The 16,685-nt window shown below is 54.5% G+C and carries 15 protein-coding genes; 5 read left to right on the top strand and 10 right to left on the bottom strand.

Going from position 1 to position 16,685, the window contains the following annotated elements:
- The first annotated feature begins 361 nt into the window (after positions 1 to 361).
- Complete coding sequence (locus NST44_RS02720) at positions 362 to 1,579, top strand: asparaginase (RefSeq protein ID WP_340897705.1); 1,218 nt, start codon at positions 362 to 364, stop codon at positions 1,577 to 1,579.
- 212 nt (positions 1,580 to 1,791) lie between these two features.
- On the opposite strand, the gene NST44_RS02715 is transcribed toward NST44_RS02720, so the two are convergent.
- Complete coding sequence (locus NST44_RS02715) at positions 1,792 to 3,798, bottom strand: S9 family peptidase (protein ID WP_340897703.1); 2,007 nt, start codon at positions 3,796 to 3,798, stop codon at positions 1,792 to 1,794.
- A 532-nt stretch (positions 3,799 to 4,330) separates the two neighbouring features.
- On the opposite strand from NST44_RS02715, the gene NST44_RS02710 reads away from it, so the two are divergent.
- On the top strand, positions 4,331 to 4,915 hold the full coding sequence (locus NST44_RS02710; protein WP_007130557.1) for a nitroreductase family protein: 585 nt from the start codon (positions 4,331 to 4,333) through the stop codon (positions 4,913 to 4,915).
- Between the two features lie 111 nt (positions 4,916 to 5,026).
- Positions 5,027 to 5,398, top strand: a complete 372-nt coding sequence (locus NST44_RS02705) for a hypothetical protein (RefSeq protein ID WP_007130556.1) — start codon at positions 5,027 to 5,029, stop codon at positions 5,396 to 5,398.
- Positions 5,399 to 5,511: 113 nt separating this feature from the next.
- Here the strand turns inward: NST44_RS02705 and NST44_RS02700 are convergent, their stop codons facing one another.
- A complete protein-coding gene (locus tag NST44_RS02700; RefSeq protein WP_028404723.1) occupies positions 5,512 to 5,703 on the bottom strand; it encodes a hypothetical protein in 192 nt (63 codons plus the stop codon).
- 193 nt (positions 5,704 to 5,896) lie between these two features.
- Between NST44_RS02700 and NST44_RS02695 the strand changes: the two genes are divergently transcribed.
- Positions 5,897 to 6,727: an aldo/keto reductase gene (locus NST44_RS02695; protein WP_007130554.1), complete on the top strand. Its 831-nt coding sequence runs from the start codon at positions 5,897 to 5,899 to the stop codon at positions 6,725 to 6,727.
- A gap of 84 nt (positions 6,728 to 6,811) precedes the next feature.
- Here the strand turns inward: NST44_RS02695 and NST44_RS02690 are convergent, their stop codons facing one another.
- The 8 genes from NST44_RS02690 to NST44_RS02655 all read right to left on the bottom strand — a co-directional run bounded on the left by NST44_RS02690 (position 6,812) and on the right by NST44_RS02655 (position 15,061).
- The gene (locus tag NST44_RS02690) at positions 6,812 to 7,387 is read right to left on the bottom strand and encodes a PadR family transcriptional regulator (protein WP_340897700.1); all 576 of its coding nucleotides are present in this window, start codon (positions 7,385 to 7,387) and stop codon (positions 6,812 to 6,814) included.
- Between the two features lie 14 nt (positions 7,388 to 7,401).
- The gene (locus NST44_RS02685) at positions 7,402 to 8,907 is read right to left on the bottom strand and encodes an MDR family MFS transporter (protein WP_007130552.1); all 1,506 of its coding nucleotides are present in this window, start codon (positions 8,905 to 8,907) and stop codon (positions 7,402 to 7,404) included.
- A 281-nt stretch (positions 8,908 to 9,188) separates the two neighbouring features.
- Positions 9,189 to 9,596 (bottom strand): VOC family protein, encoded by a 408-nt coding sequence (locus NST44_RS02680; protein ID WP_028404725.1) that lies wholly within the window; start codon positions 9,594 to 9,596, stop codon positions 9,189 to 9,191.
- Between the two features lie 259 nt (positions 9,597 to 9,855).
- Complete coding sequence (locus tag NST44_RS02675) at positions 9,856 to 10,917, bottom strand: BtaManbiosPhlase (protein ID WP_028404726.1); 1,062 nt, start codon at positions 10,915 to 10,917, stop codon at positions 9,856 to 9,858.
- Positions 10,918 to 11,036: 119 nt separating this feature from the next.
- The gene (locus tag NST44_RS02670; RefSeq protein ID WP_340897697.1) at positions 11,037 to 11,984 is read right to left on the bottom strand and encodes an MTP-1 family protein; all 948 of its coding nucleotides are present in this window, start codon (positions 11,982 to 11,984) and stop codon (positions 11,037 to 11,039) included.
- 59 nt (positions 11,985 to 12,043) lie between these two features.
- Positions 12,044 to 12,883, bottom strand: a complete 840-nt coding sequence (locus tag NST44_RS02665; RefSeq protein WP_340897695.1) for a carbohydrate ABC transporter permease — start codon at positions 12,881 to 12,883, stop codon at positions 12,044 to 12,046.
- Positions 12,870 to 13,748 carry a carbohydrate ABC transporter permease gene (locus tag NST44_RS02660; RefSeq protein WP_028404728.1) on the bottom strand — a complete coding sequence of 293 codons (879 nt, stop codon included), beginning with the start codon at positions 13,746 to 13,748 and terminating at the stop codon, positions 12,870 to 12,872. Before NST44_RS02660 ends, NST44_RS02665 begins: the two co-directional genes overlap by 14 nt.
- A complete protein-coding gene (locus tag NST44_RS02655; RefSeq protein WP_340897693.1) occupies positions 13,748 to 15,061 on the bottom strand; it encodes an ABC transporter substrate-binding protein in 1,314 nt (437 codons plus the stop codon). Before NST44_RS02655 ends, NST44_RS02660 begins: the two co-directional genes overlap by 1 nt.
- Positions 15,062 to 15,419: 358 nt before the next feature.
- Here NST44_RS02655 and NST44_RS02650 point away from each other — a divergent pair, with 358 nt between their 5' ends.
- Positions 15,420 to 16,451, top strand: a complete 1,032-nt coding sequence (locus NST44_RS02650) for a LacI family DNA-binding transcriptional regulator (RefSeq protein WP_340897691.1) — start codon at positions 15,420 to 15,422, stop codon at positions 16,449 to 16,451.
- The last annotated feature ends 234 nt before the right edge of the window (positions 16,452 to 16,685 follow it).

The raw sequence follows: 16,685 nt of genomic DNA, 5'->3' as shown, positions 1-16,685 counted from the left end.
GAATAAGATACGGGACCAACAGAACGAGTGATGTACAATGTACAAAATTTGAAAATTCAAACAAGCATATAAAAGCGGCTCGCCTAGTGGCGGGCTTTTTTATGTTGTGAAAATAACATACGTCATTTATGTTATTTATAATCACATATAAAGTAAGATTACGTAGTTACAGATATGGTGTCCGCAAATCGAAATTTAAAGATAAAAGCCGATATATCGGAAATAAACCATGAATTAACTAGATGTAATCGCTTAATTGAAGGAATTTATTGTTTGTGATATTAATTAACATAAAATAGAATGAACTCAATAAATACATAGTATTGAGTTAGGAAATATGACATCAGAGGAGCGTGCGATCATGAAGTCCAGAACCAATCACCCTATAGCCGTCTGGAGCACGGCAGCTTTAACCGCACTAGTCATTTCGTTAACCCCGGTCGGCAGCTATGCGGCATATGCCCAGACGGTAACGGAGGTCAAAGGGACGGTTAGTACGCCTGCATCTGCATCGACAGCTGCGGCGCCGGGACGGAATACGACGGTTCCGCCGTTGTCCGAGGCTTCTAAACAGTCGACGCGTCCGAATGTGCTCGTCATCGGAACAGGCGGCACGATTGCCGGGCAGTCGACGGATGCGACCAGCTTCCAGTCCTACAGAGCAGGAACGCTGGCGATTGAGGATATGGTCGGCGAGCTGCCGAACAAGGATAAAGTTGCCGATGTAACGGCGCTCCAGTTCGGCAACTCCGGCTCCAGCGCCTATACGATGGAAGACTTATACGACCTGTCCCTGACGGTGGACAAAGCGCTTGAGACGTATGACAGCGTGGTGGTAACCACCGGGACGGACACGATGGAGGAAATCGCGTATTTCCTTGATCTGACCGTGCAGAGCGACAAGCCGGTCGTCATTACAGGAGCGATGAGGCCGTGGACGGTGATCGGTTCCGATGCCCAGGCCAACCTGTACAATGCCATCAAGCTGGCGGGCAGCGGACGCACCGCCTCGTTCGGGACGGTGCTGATGCTGAACGACACGATACATCTGGCCCGTGGCGTCACGAAAACCAACGACTATCGTACGGACACGTTCGAGACGCCGATGCTCGGGGCCGTCGGCTACATTGATGAGGAGAATATCCGCATTTACCGCGCACCGCTTCGGACAACGAAGGCGGACGGCGAGGGCAAGCCGGTGTTCGATCTGAGCAAAATTTCGAAAGCCGATCTCGCCAAGGTGGAGATCGCGGTCTCTTACCAGCAAGCTGGGGGCGGCGCGATTAAGGGCTTTGTCGCCGACGGCGCGAAGGGCATCGTCACGGCAGGCACCGGAGCCGGCGGCATCTCCCGTGAGATGAGCGCCGCACGAAAGGAGGCGATTGAGAAAGGCGTTGTGTTCGTAACGACCACCCGCACCGGTTCGGGAAGCGTCTACGGCGGGGGAGAAGGCATTATTTCGGGCGACAACCTAAGCCCGCAGCAAGCACGGATCCTGCTGCTGCTCTCCCTGTCCTTTACCGACGATTTCAATACGATCAAGGGCTGGTTCGAAACGTACGGTACGCCTGAAGTGTAAACGCGTTGTTGTCTGTTGGCTCGGTCATCCTACTGAACTTATGAAGTTCCTTCCACCATTTTATACACTTGCCGCCAGGGCATCCCTGGCGGACTTTTTTTGTTTGAACACAAAAAAACGCCCCTGCAATGTTCATTGGCAAGCGATGCATTCCAATGAACATTGCAAGGGGCATAGTGAAGTTAGGGGCGAAGCAGCCGATGATATCGATCTTAACGCTCGATATGCTCCTCAAACCAGCGAACGATGTGGCTCAAACGTCTTACCCGCAGATGCGGATGGCCGCTCCGGGACAGATTATGGTCAGCGCCAGGGAAGCGGATGAGCTGTGTCTTTCTGCCGAGCTTCTTCAAGGCGATAAACAGCTGCTCGCCCTGCTCGATCGGACAGCGAAGATCCTGCTCCCCATGCAGAATCAAGAGCGGGGTATTCACGTTCTTCACGTAGGCGAGCGGGGAATGCTTCCACAGCTTCTCCAGATCGTCCCACGGGTTGCCCCAGATCTGGTCATGCGTGAACGTATACCCGATATCGCTGACGCCGTAGAAGGAGATCCAGTTCGAGATCGAGCGCTGCGTGACCGCCGCCTGGAACCGGTCGGTATGGCCGACGATCCAGTTGGTCATGAAGCCGCCGTAGCTGCCGCCGGTTACGCCGAGACGGGAGCCGTCCACGTAATCATAGGTATTCAGGACATAATCCACGGCTTCCATGAGGTCCTGGTAGTCGCGGCCGCCATAGTCTCCCCGGACGGTGTTGACGTGAACCTGACCGTATCCATGACCGCCGCGGGGATTGGTGTAGAATACCGCATAACCGGCAGCAGCCAGCAGCTGGAACTCATGCATGAACGTGTGCGCGTACATCGCCTGCGGTCCCCCGTGAATCTCAAGCACCGCCGGAACCTTCGAGCCTTCCTGGAAATCAACCGGCTTCATGATCCAGCCTTGGATCGACCAACCGTCGGAGGTGCGGAACGTGAATACCTCCGGCTTGCTGAGGTCAAGCTCATCCCACAGCTCCTTGTTGCACTCCGTAAGCTGCTTCTCCCTGCCGTTGTCTGACGAGTAGAGGAACAAATCGCCCGGCTGCAGGGAATCGGCTGCGGCGAATACGATGTTCTCTTCCGGAGTCAGGGCGAATTGATAAACCTCGCGTTCCCCGGATACGACCAGCTCGTAGGAGGAGCCGTCCAGTGCAAAACGGCCGATGTGCACGCCGCCGTCCTGGCTGAGCTGGAGATATACCGATTGGCCGTCTCTGCTGAACAGCGGCGGCGTGCCGGCGCCGGCACGCATATCGCTGACTGCCGCATGGCCCAGCTGGATATCCATGTCCGGGAAGAGCATACGGGATTCTCCACCCGCTAGCGGAACCAGATGAATCTTGGAGAGGGTGGCGAATCCGCAGGACAGATCGCTGGCGAGCAGGAGAATGTGACGGCCGTCCGGCGTGAAAGCGATCGTTCCGATGGATAGCGACCCATCCGTAATTTGGCGGGCGTTGGAGCCGGATGCCTCGGCTACGAATACATCGTTCGTCAGTCGGAAGTCCGGATCGGGAAAAGCCTCGGAAGCGGTGCTGACACTATAAGCGATACGTGTGCCGTCCGGCGACCAGGCAAAGGACTGCACATCGAACTCGCCATCCGTAAGCTGCTTGGTTTCTTCGGCCGCAAGATCCACGAGGTGCAGATGAGACCGGCGTCCGTTCCACAATCCCGCGCCATCGGCTTTATATCGGATACGGTTGTAGATTTTCTCTTCCGGCAGCTTATCCTTCCCGCCTTGCTCCTGCGATTCTTCTTCTCCGCTCTCTTGCGCGGCATCCGCCACTTCGCTTCGCACGAGCAGCATCTTGCTGTCCGGCGACCACTTAAAGGCGCTGACGCCATATTTCAAATCGGTAACGGGGCGAGCTTCGCCGCCGCTTGCCGGCATCGTCCATACTTGAGGCTTGTCATCCTTTTTCCGCAGAAAAGCAAGCTGTTGACCGTCCGGCGACCAAGCCGGGGCGCCATCCGTTTCGCCCGCGGTGAACGGAATGTCCCGATCCGCGCCGGTTGGAAACAGCCGGATATGGGTGCGGTAGCCATCCTTTTTCTCATTAACGGTCTTATGTACATAGGCAATAGCGCCGCTGGCAGGAGATACGACCGGGTCGTTCACCCAGCTCATCCGGTACAGATCCTCAGGGGTCATCCGTCTCTTTGCAGTCATAAATCATCCTCCAATTCTAGTATATATTAATGCTCATTATCCCAGATAATGGCATGAATTACTAGATGAAAATCGAGAGAATTAACCTGGTAATTTTCATGCAAAACCGAAGATATCAGGAATATATGACAGAAATGAAGGGGGAGCTGCCCCCTGCTAAGGTTGAATTCACTCTATTAATTATCAGACGGTCAATTTATCCTCGTTTTACCTGCGCATTCCGGCCCTGACCCGGATGCGTCTCGGGAGCGTCCCAGGCAATTCGTGAGCCTCTTCTCTTTTTGGTATAATTGAGATAGACTCTCAATTGAGGATATTGCAAAAATCCAAAGAGCGACTTTCAATTAGCAATATATAGAACGAAATGGTTTAGTTCGTCTATATAATGTACCCGGAAGCGGCTGAAATCGAATTTTGCAAAATCTGAACTAGGAGTCGGCGTAAGCCGATTCTGAAGAGAAATGAATCTGCTTACTTATGCGGCCGCATAGGAAGGCCTAATATCGATAATATGCTTAGGAGGATACAGGATATGAACGTAAGTGAAGCGATCCGCACGCGCCGCAGTATCGGCAAAGTAAAGCCTGACGCCGTGCCGCAGGAGCTGCTGGAACGAATTATTGAGGCGGGCACCTGGGCGCCGAACCATAAAATGACGGAGCCTTGGCGATTTTTTGTGATGCAGGGCGAGGGCCGGGATATTCTCGGTAACGCTCTTGGCGACATTCAAGCTGCAGGTGCAGGCGACACCAGCGAAGAAGGGATCGCCGCCGCCCGTGAGTCGGGACGCACGAAGGCATACCGTGCCCCGGTCGTGATCGGGGTTGCTGTCGAGCCCTCAACGGATCCTAAAGTGATTGAGGTTGAGGAGTACGGCGCGGTATTCGCCGCCATTCAGAACATGCTCCTTGAGATTCATGGTCTTGGTCTGGGTGCTGTATGGAGAACGGGAGAGCCGTGCTTCCACGCCCTGATGAATGAAGCATTCGGCTTGAGCCCGAATGGGAAAATGCTCGGCTTCCTGTACATCGGATATCCGGATATGGAGCCGAAGCAAGGCAAGCGGCAGCCGGCAGCCGACAAGACCGTTTGGCTGAACAGCTCTAAGGACGTGTAGTTTCTCTACCGTCCCCGGTCAAAATCCGGTATAATTATCCCTGACTTTGTTGAAGTCCACGGTTCATCCGCCCCTTTGCGGCGATGGACACGGGCTAGGGGAGTGTAGTGAATGAAGCTTCGGTTTATGGAATGGGATTTGGGCGGCAAAATCATTTTTATCGCCACCTGCCTCGCGCTGGCCTCTTTCTTTTTCAACTGGCTGGATATCGGTATCGACGCGGAGAACGGGTTTCTTCAGGGCGGGGTGTTTTTTATCGTGTGCTATATTTATCCGTTCGTGAAGGTAGTACGAGAAAAGCGGATGAACAAGATTATCGCATACAGCTTCGCGCTGCTGGCCGTGCTGTTCACCATCATGTACGTGTCGTCCAGGACGATCGAATTCTTAGGGGAAACGATCCGGGGCGCTGCAGCAGGTCCGTATCTGTTCATGGTTGCTTGCGGCCTGCTGACATTCGGCATCTTCATGCGTAAATATTGACTGACGGGTTCGGGCAGCGTGTTCATCCAAAAGCGGGGGCTGGTCTTTGGGGCATTTTTTCTATTTGCCTTGAGATCAGCCCTTTTCGCGTTCAGCTCCAGGACCTATCCAAGTCAGATATTCCTGAGAAGCACGAAGCAGCTGATGGAAACGGCGTAGATGCATAATGACGCTACGGCGTATTTTTTGGCGCGGGCATTCATGGAAAAGGCGGATGCAATTCCGTTGTTCCAGATGTTGCCTATAAAAAGGATCGCGGCAACCGCAAGGGCAGCAAGCGCGATGACCAGCGTTATTTTTTCCATCCGGCATTCCTCCCTGTGTTCTTAGCTGTCTCTATTGTACATGTCCAAGTTTAAATCCCGTTTAAAGCAAGTTTAGAAATCACTTAGGCCGAGGCGGGTAACGACTAACGTTGAGCGGGATACTTGGAATTTGATATACTGGAGGAAGCGGCCGCTAACCGCATGACATTACATAATCAGGAGGGATTTCAGAATGGCCAATCAAGTTTTTACCGATGGACCTACTTTGAATGACGGCGTCAAGATGCCTTGGCTGGGCCTCGGCGTATGGAAGACCAAAGAAGGCGAAGAGGTTATTCAGTCCGTAAAATCCGCCATTGCCGCCGGATACCGCATGATCGATACAGCTGCGATCTACGGCAATGAAGAGGGTGTAGGACAAGCCATTCGCGAATCCGGAGTTTCTCGGGACGAGCTGTTCATTACAACCAAGGTGTGGAACGACGATCAGGGCTACGAGAAGACGCTGCAGGCTTTCGAAACGAGCCGCAAGAAGCTGGGTCTGGAAGTCGTGGATTTGTACCTGGTTCACTGGCCGGGTAGAGATAAGTATCTGGAGACATGGAAGGCACTTATTCACCTGCAAAAAGAGGGGCTTGTCCGCTCTATCGGTGTGAGCAACTTCCAAATCCGCCATCTGAAGCATATTATCGAGGAAACGGGCGTCGTTCCGGTCGTGAACCAGGTCGAGCTGCATCCGCTGCTCTCCCAGAAGGAGCTGCTTGCCTATGCGCGTGAGAACAACATCGTGCTCGAAGCCTGGAGCCCGCTGATGCAGGGTAATCTGGATCATCCGGTGCTGGCGCAGATCGCCGAGAAATACGGCAAGACGACGGCGCAGGTCATTCTGCGCTGGGATATTCAGAACGGCGTGATCGTCATACCGAAGTCAATCAAAGAGCATCGTATCCGCGAAAATGCCAACATCTTCGATTTCGAGCTGTCTTCCGAGGATATGGCAGCTATCGACGGCTTGAACGAGAACAAGCGCTTTGGCTCCAATCCGGACGAGTTCCTGTTCTAAATTTGAAAATAAACAAAAAAGAGCGAGACCGCCCGGCAGGGGCGTCTCGCTCTTTGTCATTTTTAACATACGTTCAATGTCCGATCATGGTTCATCCTCGTCAATCGGCAGCGGATCTCCCTTTATGCCGAGCCGTCCATCGATCACATCCGCATATAGCCGTTTCAGCCAGTTGAGATCAGTCTTCGCGTGCTCATACATTCCGACCATCAGATGCTGGGTGCTTCGGGGAACGAAGCCGCGGTGCTCCACATACAACTGATACGCCTGATTGACCCGATGCTCGGCATCCCGAATCCGGGCCTGAAGGATCGGGCCGAGGGTTTCGGGATCCGCATGTCGGGAGAAGGGGAGCGCGATATAGAGCGGGTGATGCACCGGCTCTATATCCCTGAACTTCTTCAGCAGCAGCTGCTCAAAATGCTTGCGGCCGGCATTCGTGATCCGGTAAATGGTTTTGTCCGGCCGGTTGTCGCTCTGAATCGTTTCTACCGCTTCGATATAGCCCTCCTCGGCCAGCCGGTCCACGGCATAGTATAGGGAGCCCAATTGGAGCTTGGTGTATTGGTCCATGCCGCGGTCCTTCATGATGCTGCGGATTTCGTAAGGGTGGTAGTTGCCCTCCAGCAGCAGTCCGAGAATGGCCAGCTTCATCGACATAGGCTTATGCCCTCTTACGCATTCTTGGCCTTCTTGCCAGGTACGATGACCCGCTCTTTGCCCATCATGAGCACGAAGACAAGAGCGAGGACGGCCGGCACCAAGGCCCACATAAAGGTCCTTGCAACGGAATCCGCCAGCGAGCCGATGATCTGCTCCCGCACCTGAGGAGGCATCTGGTTCATTACCTCAGGCGACAGAATGGCATCGGCGCTCAGGTCGGCGCCGGCAGGGGCGTTTCCGCCCAGATCGGCAAGACGATTATTCAGGCCGTTACGCTGAATGATGCCGAATATCGTAATCCCTACCGTCATTCCGAAGGAGCGGAGGAAGGAGTTCGTAGACGTGGCGGCGCCCCGCTGCCGTGCGTCAAAGTTATGGATGGAGGCCATACTGAGCACGGAGAAGGAGAATCCGACGCCAAAGCCCGTCAATACCATATAAACCGTCAGCAAATAACGCGGGGTATCCGGGCCGATGGTGCTGAGGCAGAAGATCCCGGCGATAAAGCATACCGCGGACAGAATCATAATGTTCCGGAATGCGGCACGGGTCGTCAGCATGCCGCCCAGCTGGCTCCCGACTACGCTGCCAAGCATCATCGGCATCAGGATCAGCCCGGAATTGGTGGCGCTGCCGCCGTATACGCCGCTGACAAAGATCGGAATGTAGATGGTCGCCACGATGAAGGTTGCGCCATAGAACAGGGCGACGAGATTGCTTGAAGCGAACAGACGCTTGCGGAACATCTTGAACGAGATAATCGGCTCGGCTGCTCGGGTCTCCGCAAACAGAAACACGATGAATAGGACGAGGAAGCCTGCGAACAGTCCCAGAATTTGCGGGGAGCCCCAAGGATAGGTCTGGCCGCCGAGCTCGAGGCCGAACATAAGGCAGATGATGGCACCGACGAGCGTAGCCGCTCCCGTCCAGTCGATCTTCTGCTTGGTGTGCCCAGGGGATTCCTTGTATGCCGTCATAATGAAGATGAAGGATACGATCCCGATCGGAACGTTGACATAGAAAATCCATTCCCAGCCGATGCTGTCGGTGATGAAGGCGCCAAGAAGCGGCCCCATGATGCTCGAGGTCCCGAAGACGGCGCCGAGCAGACCCGTCATTTTCCCCCGTTTCTCCGGCGGGAACAGGTCGAACACGATCGTAAAGGCGATCGGCATGAGGGCGCCGCCCCCGATGCCCTGAATGGCCCGGTAAATAATGAGCTGGGTCATGCTTCCGGCCATTCCGCATAAGGCGGATCCGATAAGGAAGACGACAAGCCCGAAAATGAAGAACCGCTTGCGTCCATACATGTCGGACAGCTTGCCGAAGATCGGCGTACCGGCCATGACGGCAACCATATACACCGAGGTTACCCACACCACTTGATCGAATCCTTGCAGATCGCGAATGATGGTGGATAACGCCGTGGCGACAATCGTATTATCGATTGCGGACATGAAGATCCCGAGCAGCAGCCCGGCCACAACGAGTTTGATGTTGCTTTGCTGTGCATTCATGATATGTATGCTCCTTTTTTTATATGCAAATCGATTCATATTATTCAAATTTGAATAATACGGTGGTTCTATTGTAGCCGGATTAACAGAAGTTGGCAAGAGGTTAGGAGGGAGGGGAACAGCCGGATTTATGCGGAGAAAAAAAGAGCTGTTCAGCAGGGAACGTACTCCCGCGGAAGAGCTCTAATTGAGTCGATGATTCCGGATGTTTATGCCAACCGCTAGGACGGTACGTCACTATGCCGGCTCATGGAATGAGTTCTCTTTTGTAAAAAAATTCATTAGCAGTTCATCTGAGGCGATTTCGGATCCAGCTGCATGAATTCGATCCGGTTCCCGTCAGGATCCTTGGCCCAGCACTGCCAGTTGTGATCCTTGCCCTGCACAGGCTCCACGTCGAGAGGGACGCCATGCTTGCGGAGATGCTCGGCGATTTCATGGATATCCCGCACCTCCAGGCAGAGATGCGAGAAGCCGATCGGCTGCTGCACGCGCTCCGGCTTGTTCCGGCCGCCGTAGAACAATTCGATGAATTGTCCGTCCCTGACCTTAATGTACTCAATCCATGGCCGGCCCTGATCGTCCGGAATATCGAACGCGCGGGTGAATCCGAGAATGCCGCAGTAGAAGTGCAGGGATTTCTCCATGTCGGCCACATCGAAAGCCATATGGGCAATGCCTTGAATCATGCCGTCGATTCCTCCTTAGGGTTCCAGGGAGCATTTCAGGGAAAGGGTTCACATGCGCACCTGGAGCGTCAAAATGGAATTCATTTGCCTTCTATTGTAACGCAATTCGAATGCGCTTCCATAGCTATTTTTTGGGATGAATCTGCCGGTTCTATGGAGAGGGTTTATCCCGTAAAAAAAATAGCCGAGCCTGCTTCAGTGGGTCTCGGCTTCATGCGCATCAGTCATCCGGCGCGTTACTCATAGGTGAGCCGGCGCATTACTCATAGGCAAGGCTGTCCAAAATCTCGCTAAGGCTCAGCTCGGCGCAAGCCATGGACGTATCGGCAACGCCGTAATACATCTTTACAACGTCACCATCGACAAGGGCACCGCAGGAGAACACAACGTCGCCGAAAAATCCGTTCTTCTCATAGTCTGCTTCAGGCTCCATGATCGGGCGGCTCGAGCGGGCAATCACTTTCGACGGATCGTTCAGATCCAGCAGCAGCGCGCCCATGCAATAGCGGTGCTCCTTGGTAGCGCCGTGGTAGAGCTCCAGCCAGCCCTTCTCCGTACGGATGGGAACGGCCCCGCCGCCGATGCGGCCGCTGTCCCACATGCCTTCGCGGAGTCCGGCAAGATGCTTGTGGTTGCCCCAATACACAAGATTGTCGGATTCGGCGATCCACATTTCCGGATTGCCGGTGCTTTTGGTGGTCGGCCGATGAAGCGCATAGTATTTGCCGCCGATTTTCTCCGGGAAGATCAGCACGTCCTTGTTGTCCGGCCCGAAAATCATGCCGTGATGGGTGAAGGTGACAAAGTCCTTGGTGGACACCATCGATTCCCCGATCCCGACGGGGGAGACGGCGGAGAAGTAGATATAGTAAGTGTCCTCGATCTGGGTTACCCGCGGGTCCTCGATGCCGAACGTCTCAAGGCATTGGGCCGGATACACGAGCGGCTGATCCTCGATCGTAAAGCGGTGGCCGTCCTTGCTGCGCGCCAGCCGAATATAAGACAGAGAGGTCAAATACTCGAACGATGCGCTTTGATGGACGTTGCGGATGACCCGGGGATCGGAGAAATCATAGCGTTCATCGTCTGTGCGGAATTCCAGAATGTCGAGCTCCCGGGTTCGGGTGTTGTATACGGGAGCCTTCACGATGCGAGGGTCGCTGCTCACCGGACGCTCCGCAATGCGCAGCAGCAGCAGCACTTCACCGTTGTATTCGGCAACGCCTGCATTGAAGGCGCCAATCACCTCGAAGCCCTCGTGGTACGGCTTTACGTCGGCCGGCGTGATCAGAGGGTTCTCCTCATAACGATATATATTCATAGCTGCAACCCCAATCATTAAGCAGATTTATAATTAAGAAGATGAATCATGTCCAAGTTCGGGTAGCGATCCGAAAACAGCTGTTTCGGGAATCGAGCATCAGTCAAAAAGCAACGGCATCAGGACTCAAATCGCAGGAAAGGATCGGGCATGCTGATTCGCTGCGCCTCGGCATCGCTGATTCCCGCGTAGAGGTCCGCCGTTCCGTCCGGCTTGCGCATGAGCCCGCCGCTAAACACGACATCGGCGAGATCGGGACGTTTGGCTTCGCCCGGCAGGAAATCGGCCCGGACTGCGATTAGGGCCATGTCGGAATGCTCACCCGTAGCCGGGTCGAGCGCGAACACCATCGGGTAATAGTGCCGGTCTCCGGCGTCATCGAAGCAGGCGACGTGTCCGAGTACGCCGATCCGCCCGTTCTTGAGCAGGTGCAGCTCGTTGGCACCGCCCCATTCCGCGTCGATGAACTGGTCCGCGAGCAGCGGGGCCTCGTTGACCAGCTCTACGGTCAGGTCGCGCAGCGAGGAGGCGACGGCGTACCCGATTTTGCCCCGGCCGCCTTTCGCTCCTTGCGGCCGGGTAAAGACCGCGATCTCCCCGCCGGGCAGCTCGGCGATGCGCAGATCCTTCATGGCGTCGGGGCCGGTGAAGAACGGAGTCAGCTCATGGAGCGTTTTTCCCTTGTACAATACCGTCCGCCACAGCGGCGCATCCGCCTTGAGGGGATGCGGGAAGACTTCGACGCCGCCGAGGATCAGCTCCCCTTGAATGAAGGTGAAGAACGGATCCTGCAGCATAAAGACGGGAGCGCCGCTTAGAGGCGCCCAGCTGCTGTCCGGGCGCTCGGTAAAGAAGCGGATTTCCGAACACTCGCTGTCCCGGGATTCCACCCGGCCGGCGAGGATGGTCTTCCCGCCCAGCGTGAACGGCGCCGTAATGTTATACACATCCTTGCCGCCGACGCCGGTGAAGGACAGCTTCACCGGGTTATTGACGCCTTTCGGCTTATCCTGGTATTCGCGCAGCAGGATCTCGCATGTTTTTATAGTTGAACGGTTCATAGTCAATGCAGTATGCCTCCTTGGACAGTAAACGTAATGATGGGTTTTGGCCGCAGCAAGTGGCCTTATTTCAGGCTGAACTGCATGCCTTCCTTGAACTTCTTGCCGAAAATGATGAACAGGATGATGATCGGCACGGTCAGCAGCACGGATGCCGCATACAGCGGTCCGGGATAGCTGCCGTACGGACCGAACATCTGGGACAGGAGCACGTTCAGCGTCAGCATGTTGTCGCTGCGCGCAACAATCATATCCCAGAGCAGCTCCGTCCACCGTTCCATCAGCAGGAACAGGAAGATGACCGCGGTAATGGACTTGGACATCGGTACCATGATTTTATACAAAATTTTGAAGTCTGAAGCGCCGTCCAGCTTGGCCGCCTCGATGAACGCATCCGGGATCGCCTTGAAGAAATTCGTGTACATGAAGATGGCCCAGAGGCTGACCGCCTTCGGTATGATCATCGCCCAATACGTGTCGTACAGCCCCAGCTTCTGAATAATCAGGAAGTTGGGGATCAGCAGGATGATGGCTGGGAAGAACATATGAAAGAGCACGAAGTTGTTGACGGTGTCCCGGCCTCGGAACTTCATCTTGGACAGGGCATAAGCCACCATGATCCCGAAGAGCATCATCAAGAAGGTGGAGGCGACGGACACGATCACGCTGTTCAGGAATGCGTTCGTCCACGGTCTGGCAATGCCGACCTCGCCCCCGGTCAGCAGCCATTCATAGGATTGAAGCGAGTATTGGCTCGGAAGCAGCTGGCGGTCCACCTGTAACCAATCAGCGAATGAATTGAGCACCATGTACAGATACGGATAGACCATGACCAGGAGCAGCAGGGTTGCCAAGACATAACGGACCGAAAGACGCCGCTTGTTATTTTTATTAGACCCAACCATTGCGTTTCCCCCACATTTCCAGCACTTTGCGAATTGCGAAGATGGAGATGAAGGTTACCAGGGATGCCAGAATGGCGATCGCCGAAGCATATCCCGCTTGCAGATTCGTAAAGGCTTGATTGAAAATTTCCATCTGCCAGGTGTTCGTCGCGAAGTTCGGACCGCCGCCCGTTAGCTGGTACACCTCGGTGAAGATGCCGAAGGTAACGCCGAACGAGAGAATAAGCGTCGTATACAGCGCAGGGTACAGGAGCGGCAGCGTGATTTTCCAGAACCGCTGTCTGTCCGACACCCCGTCAATCGCCGCAGCTTCATAGATTTCCTGATCGATGCTTTCCAGCCCCGACGTCAGGATCAGCGCATAGTAGCCCGTAAATTTCCAAGCCAAAATCAAACCGACGATAAACAGCGCCGAGAGAGGAGAGCCGAGCCAGTCGATCTGGATGCCGAACGTCCCTCTCAGAAATTCGTTGACCGGACTGTTATAGGACAGGAAGCCCTGCACGATCAGTGATGCGACGACCCCCGAGGACAGATACGGCAGGAAGAACCCGATCAGGTATACGCTTTTGAACCGGGGCAAGCCTTGGATGACGACGGCGACGGCCAGCGACATGGCCGTGACCAAAGGAACGAAGATGATCATGAATTTGTAGGTGACCCAGAAGGCAGCCTGAACCCCCGGCGTTGCCATGGCTTTCAGGAAGTTGTCGAGGCCTACATAATCGTATTCGGGAGCGATGAGATCCCAATCCGTGAAGGACAGATAGAGGGACCAAACGAGCGGCCCCAGGAAGAACACCAGTCCGAAAATAAGGTAGGGGCTGGAGAATATCCAGCCCAATTTATCATTTCGCTTATCGATCATGATTGAAGCTCACCTTCAATCGCTTTCTTCATGTTGTCCCAGCCGGTTTGCGGATCGATTTCACCTCGGATGATTTTATTGAACGCCTCTTGACCGATGAGCGTCTGAATCTCGTTGAACTTCGGATTGTCCATCGCCGGCACGCCCTTGGACACCGCTTCGGCGTAAGGAGCAAGCTCCGGCTTCTCCGCGAGAATCTGCTTGAAGCCTTCCAGCTCCGTCAAATCATCGCGTGCGGGCGGCAGATTGGTCTGCTCGAACCATTTGACGTCATGCTCTTCCTTGGAATACACCCATTTCAGGAACTCGGCTGCCGCCTGCCGGGATGCTTCCGGTGCTCCCCGAAAGATGACGAGGCCCTTGGCGTCCGCATAAGTCTTCGCATCCGCAGGGTCCATGCCGTCCGGAACAGGAGGCAGCGTCAATTCATAATTCTCGCCGTACTTAAGCTCCGGATACTTCGTCTTCCACATATCGAAGGTCCAAGGGCCGATATCGGTGAAGACGCCGGCTCCGGTCTCGAACGGGTCGGTCGCGTTCTGGGACAAAATGCCGCCCGCTTGGCGAAGCTCATCGACGAAGCTCAGCACTTCGACGCCGGCTTTGTCATCCGCAACCAGGCTGGTTCCTTCGACAAACTTGTTGCCGTCCGAGGCTGCATTATACAGCAGGAAGAAGTCAAACCAGCGCTTCCATGCGGTCGGATCCGCCAGGTCGGCGCCCTTCGTCCACATGAATTTATCGGGATGCTTCTCCTTCAGCTTGCTCGTGGCATCCAAAATCTCGCCGTACGTACGGGGAGGCTCGTTGTAGCCGATTTCGCGGAGCAGGTCGGTGCGCCATCCGATCAGCATCGGATTGGAATAGATTGGCAGCACGTACTGATGACCGTCGGCGAATACCCAGGGCTTGATCGTCCCCTTCATGTTGCGGGAGCTGACGATCTCTTGGAATTGGGGCAGCTCGTCAAGAGGAATGAGCGCTTTGCTGTTCGACAGCTGGGCCGCGAAGCCGCGGTTGATGTTTTCGGCTACCGTCGGCGCATTGCCGCCTGCGATGGCTGCCTGGATGCTTGCTTCCGAGCTTGGCGATTCCTTGATCGGGCTGACGTTGATCTTCACGTCCGGCTTAACGCTCTCGTATTCCTTGGCCATCTCCTGCCAGAAGGCCTGCTGCGGCGGGTTCGGGGCAGCCCAGAATTCTACGGTGGTCGTTCCGTCAACGGCTTTCCCGCCGCCTCCGCAAGCGGTGAGCACAGCGCCGCCTACCAATGTCATGGCAAGAAGCATGGCGATTCTCTTTTTCCTCATGTTGACCTGTCCTCCTAATTTACGTATGACTTCCAATGGGAGAATGACAATAAATTGATTTGTAACGTTACTAAATTCGATTAAAAACATGACTGAAAGCGCTATATCCACATTATTATGGATTCAAACTCGGTTTGTCAACGATATAGTTGTGAAAATTATCAAATTTCGGGCGTTTATTGATGAAAGGTGTAGAACGGTTTTGCTTTACATTGATTTATTGTAACGTTACAATATTAATTGTAATGTTATTGGGCGAATCTTTCAAATCTCTATCGGTTTTCGGTATAGTAGGATGAGAATCCAATATTTCGATGCGATGCTACTATTCTTCATATAAGAGAAAGGAACGTTATCCTTGACGAAGCCAAAAATTACGATGCAGGATATCGCAGACCGGTTGAATATCTCGAAAAATTCAGTTTCCCAGGCCTTGTCCGGCAAGGCGGGGGTAAGCGAGGAAACGCGCAGGCTGATCTTCCGGACGGCGGATGAACTGGGTTACGTGTATACGGGGAGCCGGAAGCGGAGCGCAGGTCAGGCGGAACAGACGGGAGGAACCGGCAGCATTGCGCTTGTTGCGACGGACTTTGCCTTTTCCATGAGAGGTTTCTTCGGGGAAATCTACTTGACGATCGAGAAGGAAGTGCAGAAGAGGGGCAAAAGCTTGCAGATTCAATCGATATCCAAGCAAATGATGGACGAAGAGGCGCTGCCGGCCTTCATTGAACAACGGGAAGTCGACGGCATTCTCATCCTCTCCCACTTGAGCACCGACTATATGAATAAGCTGGTAGACACCGGCATTCCTACGGTGCTGATCGATCATCATCATCCCGACGTGCACGCGGACGCCATTTTGACGAACAACCGCTTTAGCGCTTACCGGGCCGTGAAGTACCTGTCTGAGCTGGGGCATTCCCGAATGGGCTTTATCGGAAACACCTCCTTTTCGCCGAGTTATTACGAGCGGCTCGAGGGCTTCCATCTTGCCCACCATGAGCTTGGGCTGACCGTGAATCCGGAGTGGGTCGTTTCGGACGCGCTGGAGGACCCGGAGTTCTTGGAGAAGCGGATCGGGGCGATGGGGGAACAGCCGACCGCTTGGTTTTGCGTCAACGACGGTCTCGGCTTCATCGTGAATTCGACCGTTCAGAATATGGGTTATCAGGTTCCGACGGATATATCCATCGTCAGCTTCGATAACGGGCAGCTGTCCAGGCTCGCAACGCCGAAAACGACTACGATGGCCGTCGATCTGGCGCTATTCGGTCAGACAGCGATCCGGCAGCTGTTCTGGCGGATGGAGCAGCCGGAGGCCCCGTATATGGAGCTGCTGCTGCCTACGACGCTGATTGAGCGCGATTCCACGTCATCTCCCCGTGCGTAAGCAGGATCAAGCGATAATGTACGGCGCTTGCGAATGACCTAAAGCTCGCCGGGGCGGAAATGCACGACACTTACGGAACGACCTAAAGCGTCACCGGGACGAAAAATGCCGGATAATCAGACCAAAGAGCCTCCTCTCTCGGATCCCAGCATGCGAGAGAGGAGGCTCTTTTGAATCTTTCGTTATTATATAAGGAAACATCGAATGGTGTCGAAATTTTCGGATGTTGTAGGC

The sequence above is a fragment of the Paenibacillus sp. FSL W8-0919 genome (genome assembly GCF_038003785.1).
Classification (GTDB): domain Bacteria; phylum Bacillota; class Bacilli; order Paenibacillales; family Paenibacillaceae; genus Paenibacillus_AQ; species Paenibacillus_AQ lactis.
The sequence above is the reverse complement of the archived record's forward strand: the minus strand, read 5'-3'. Positions and strand labels throughout refer to the sequence as shown.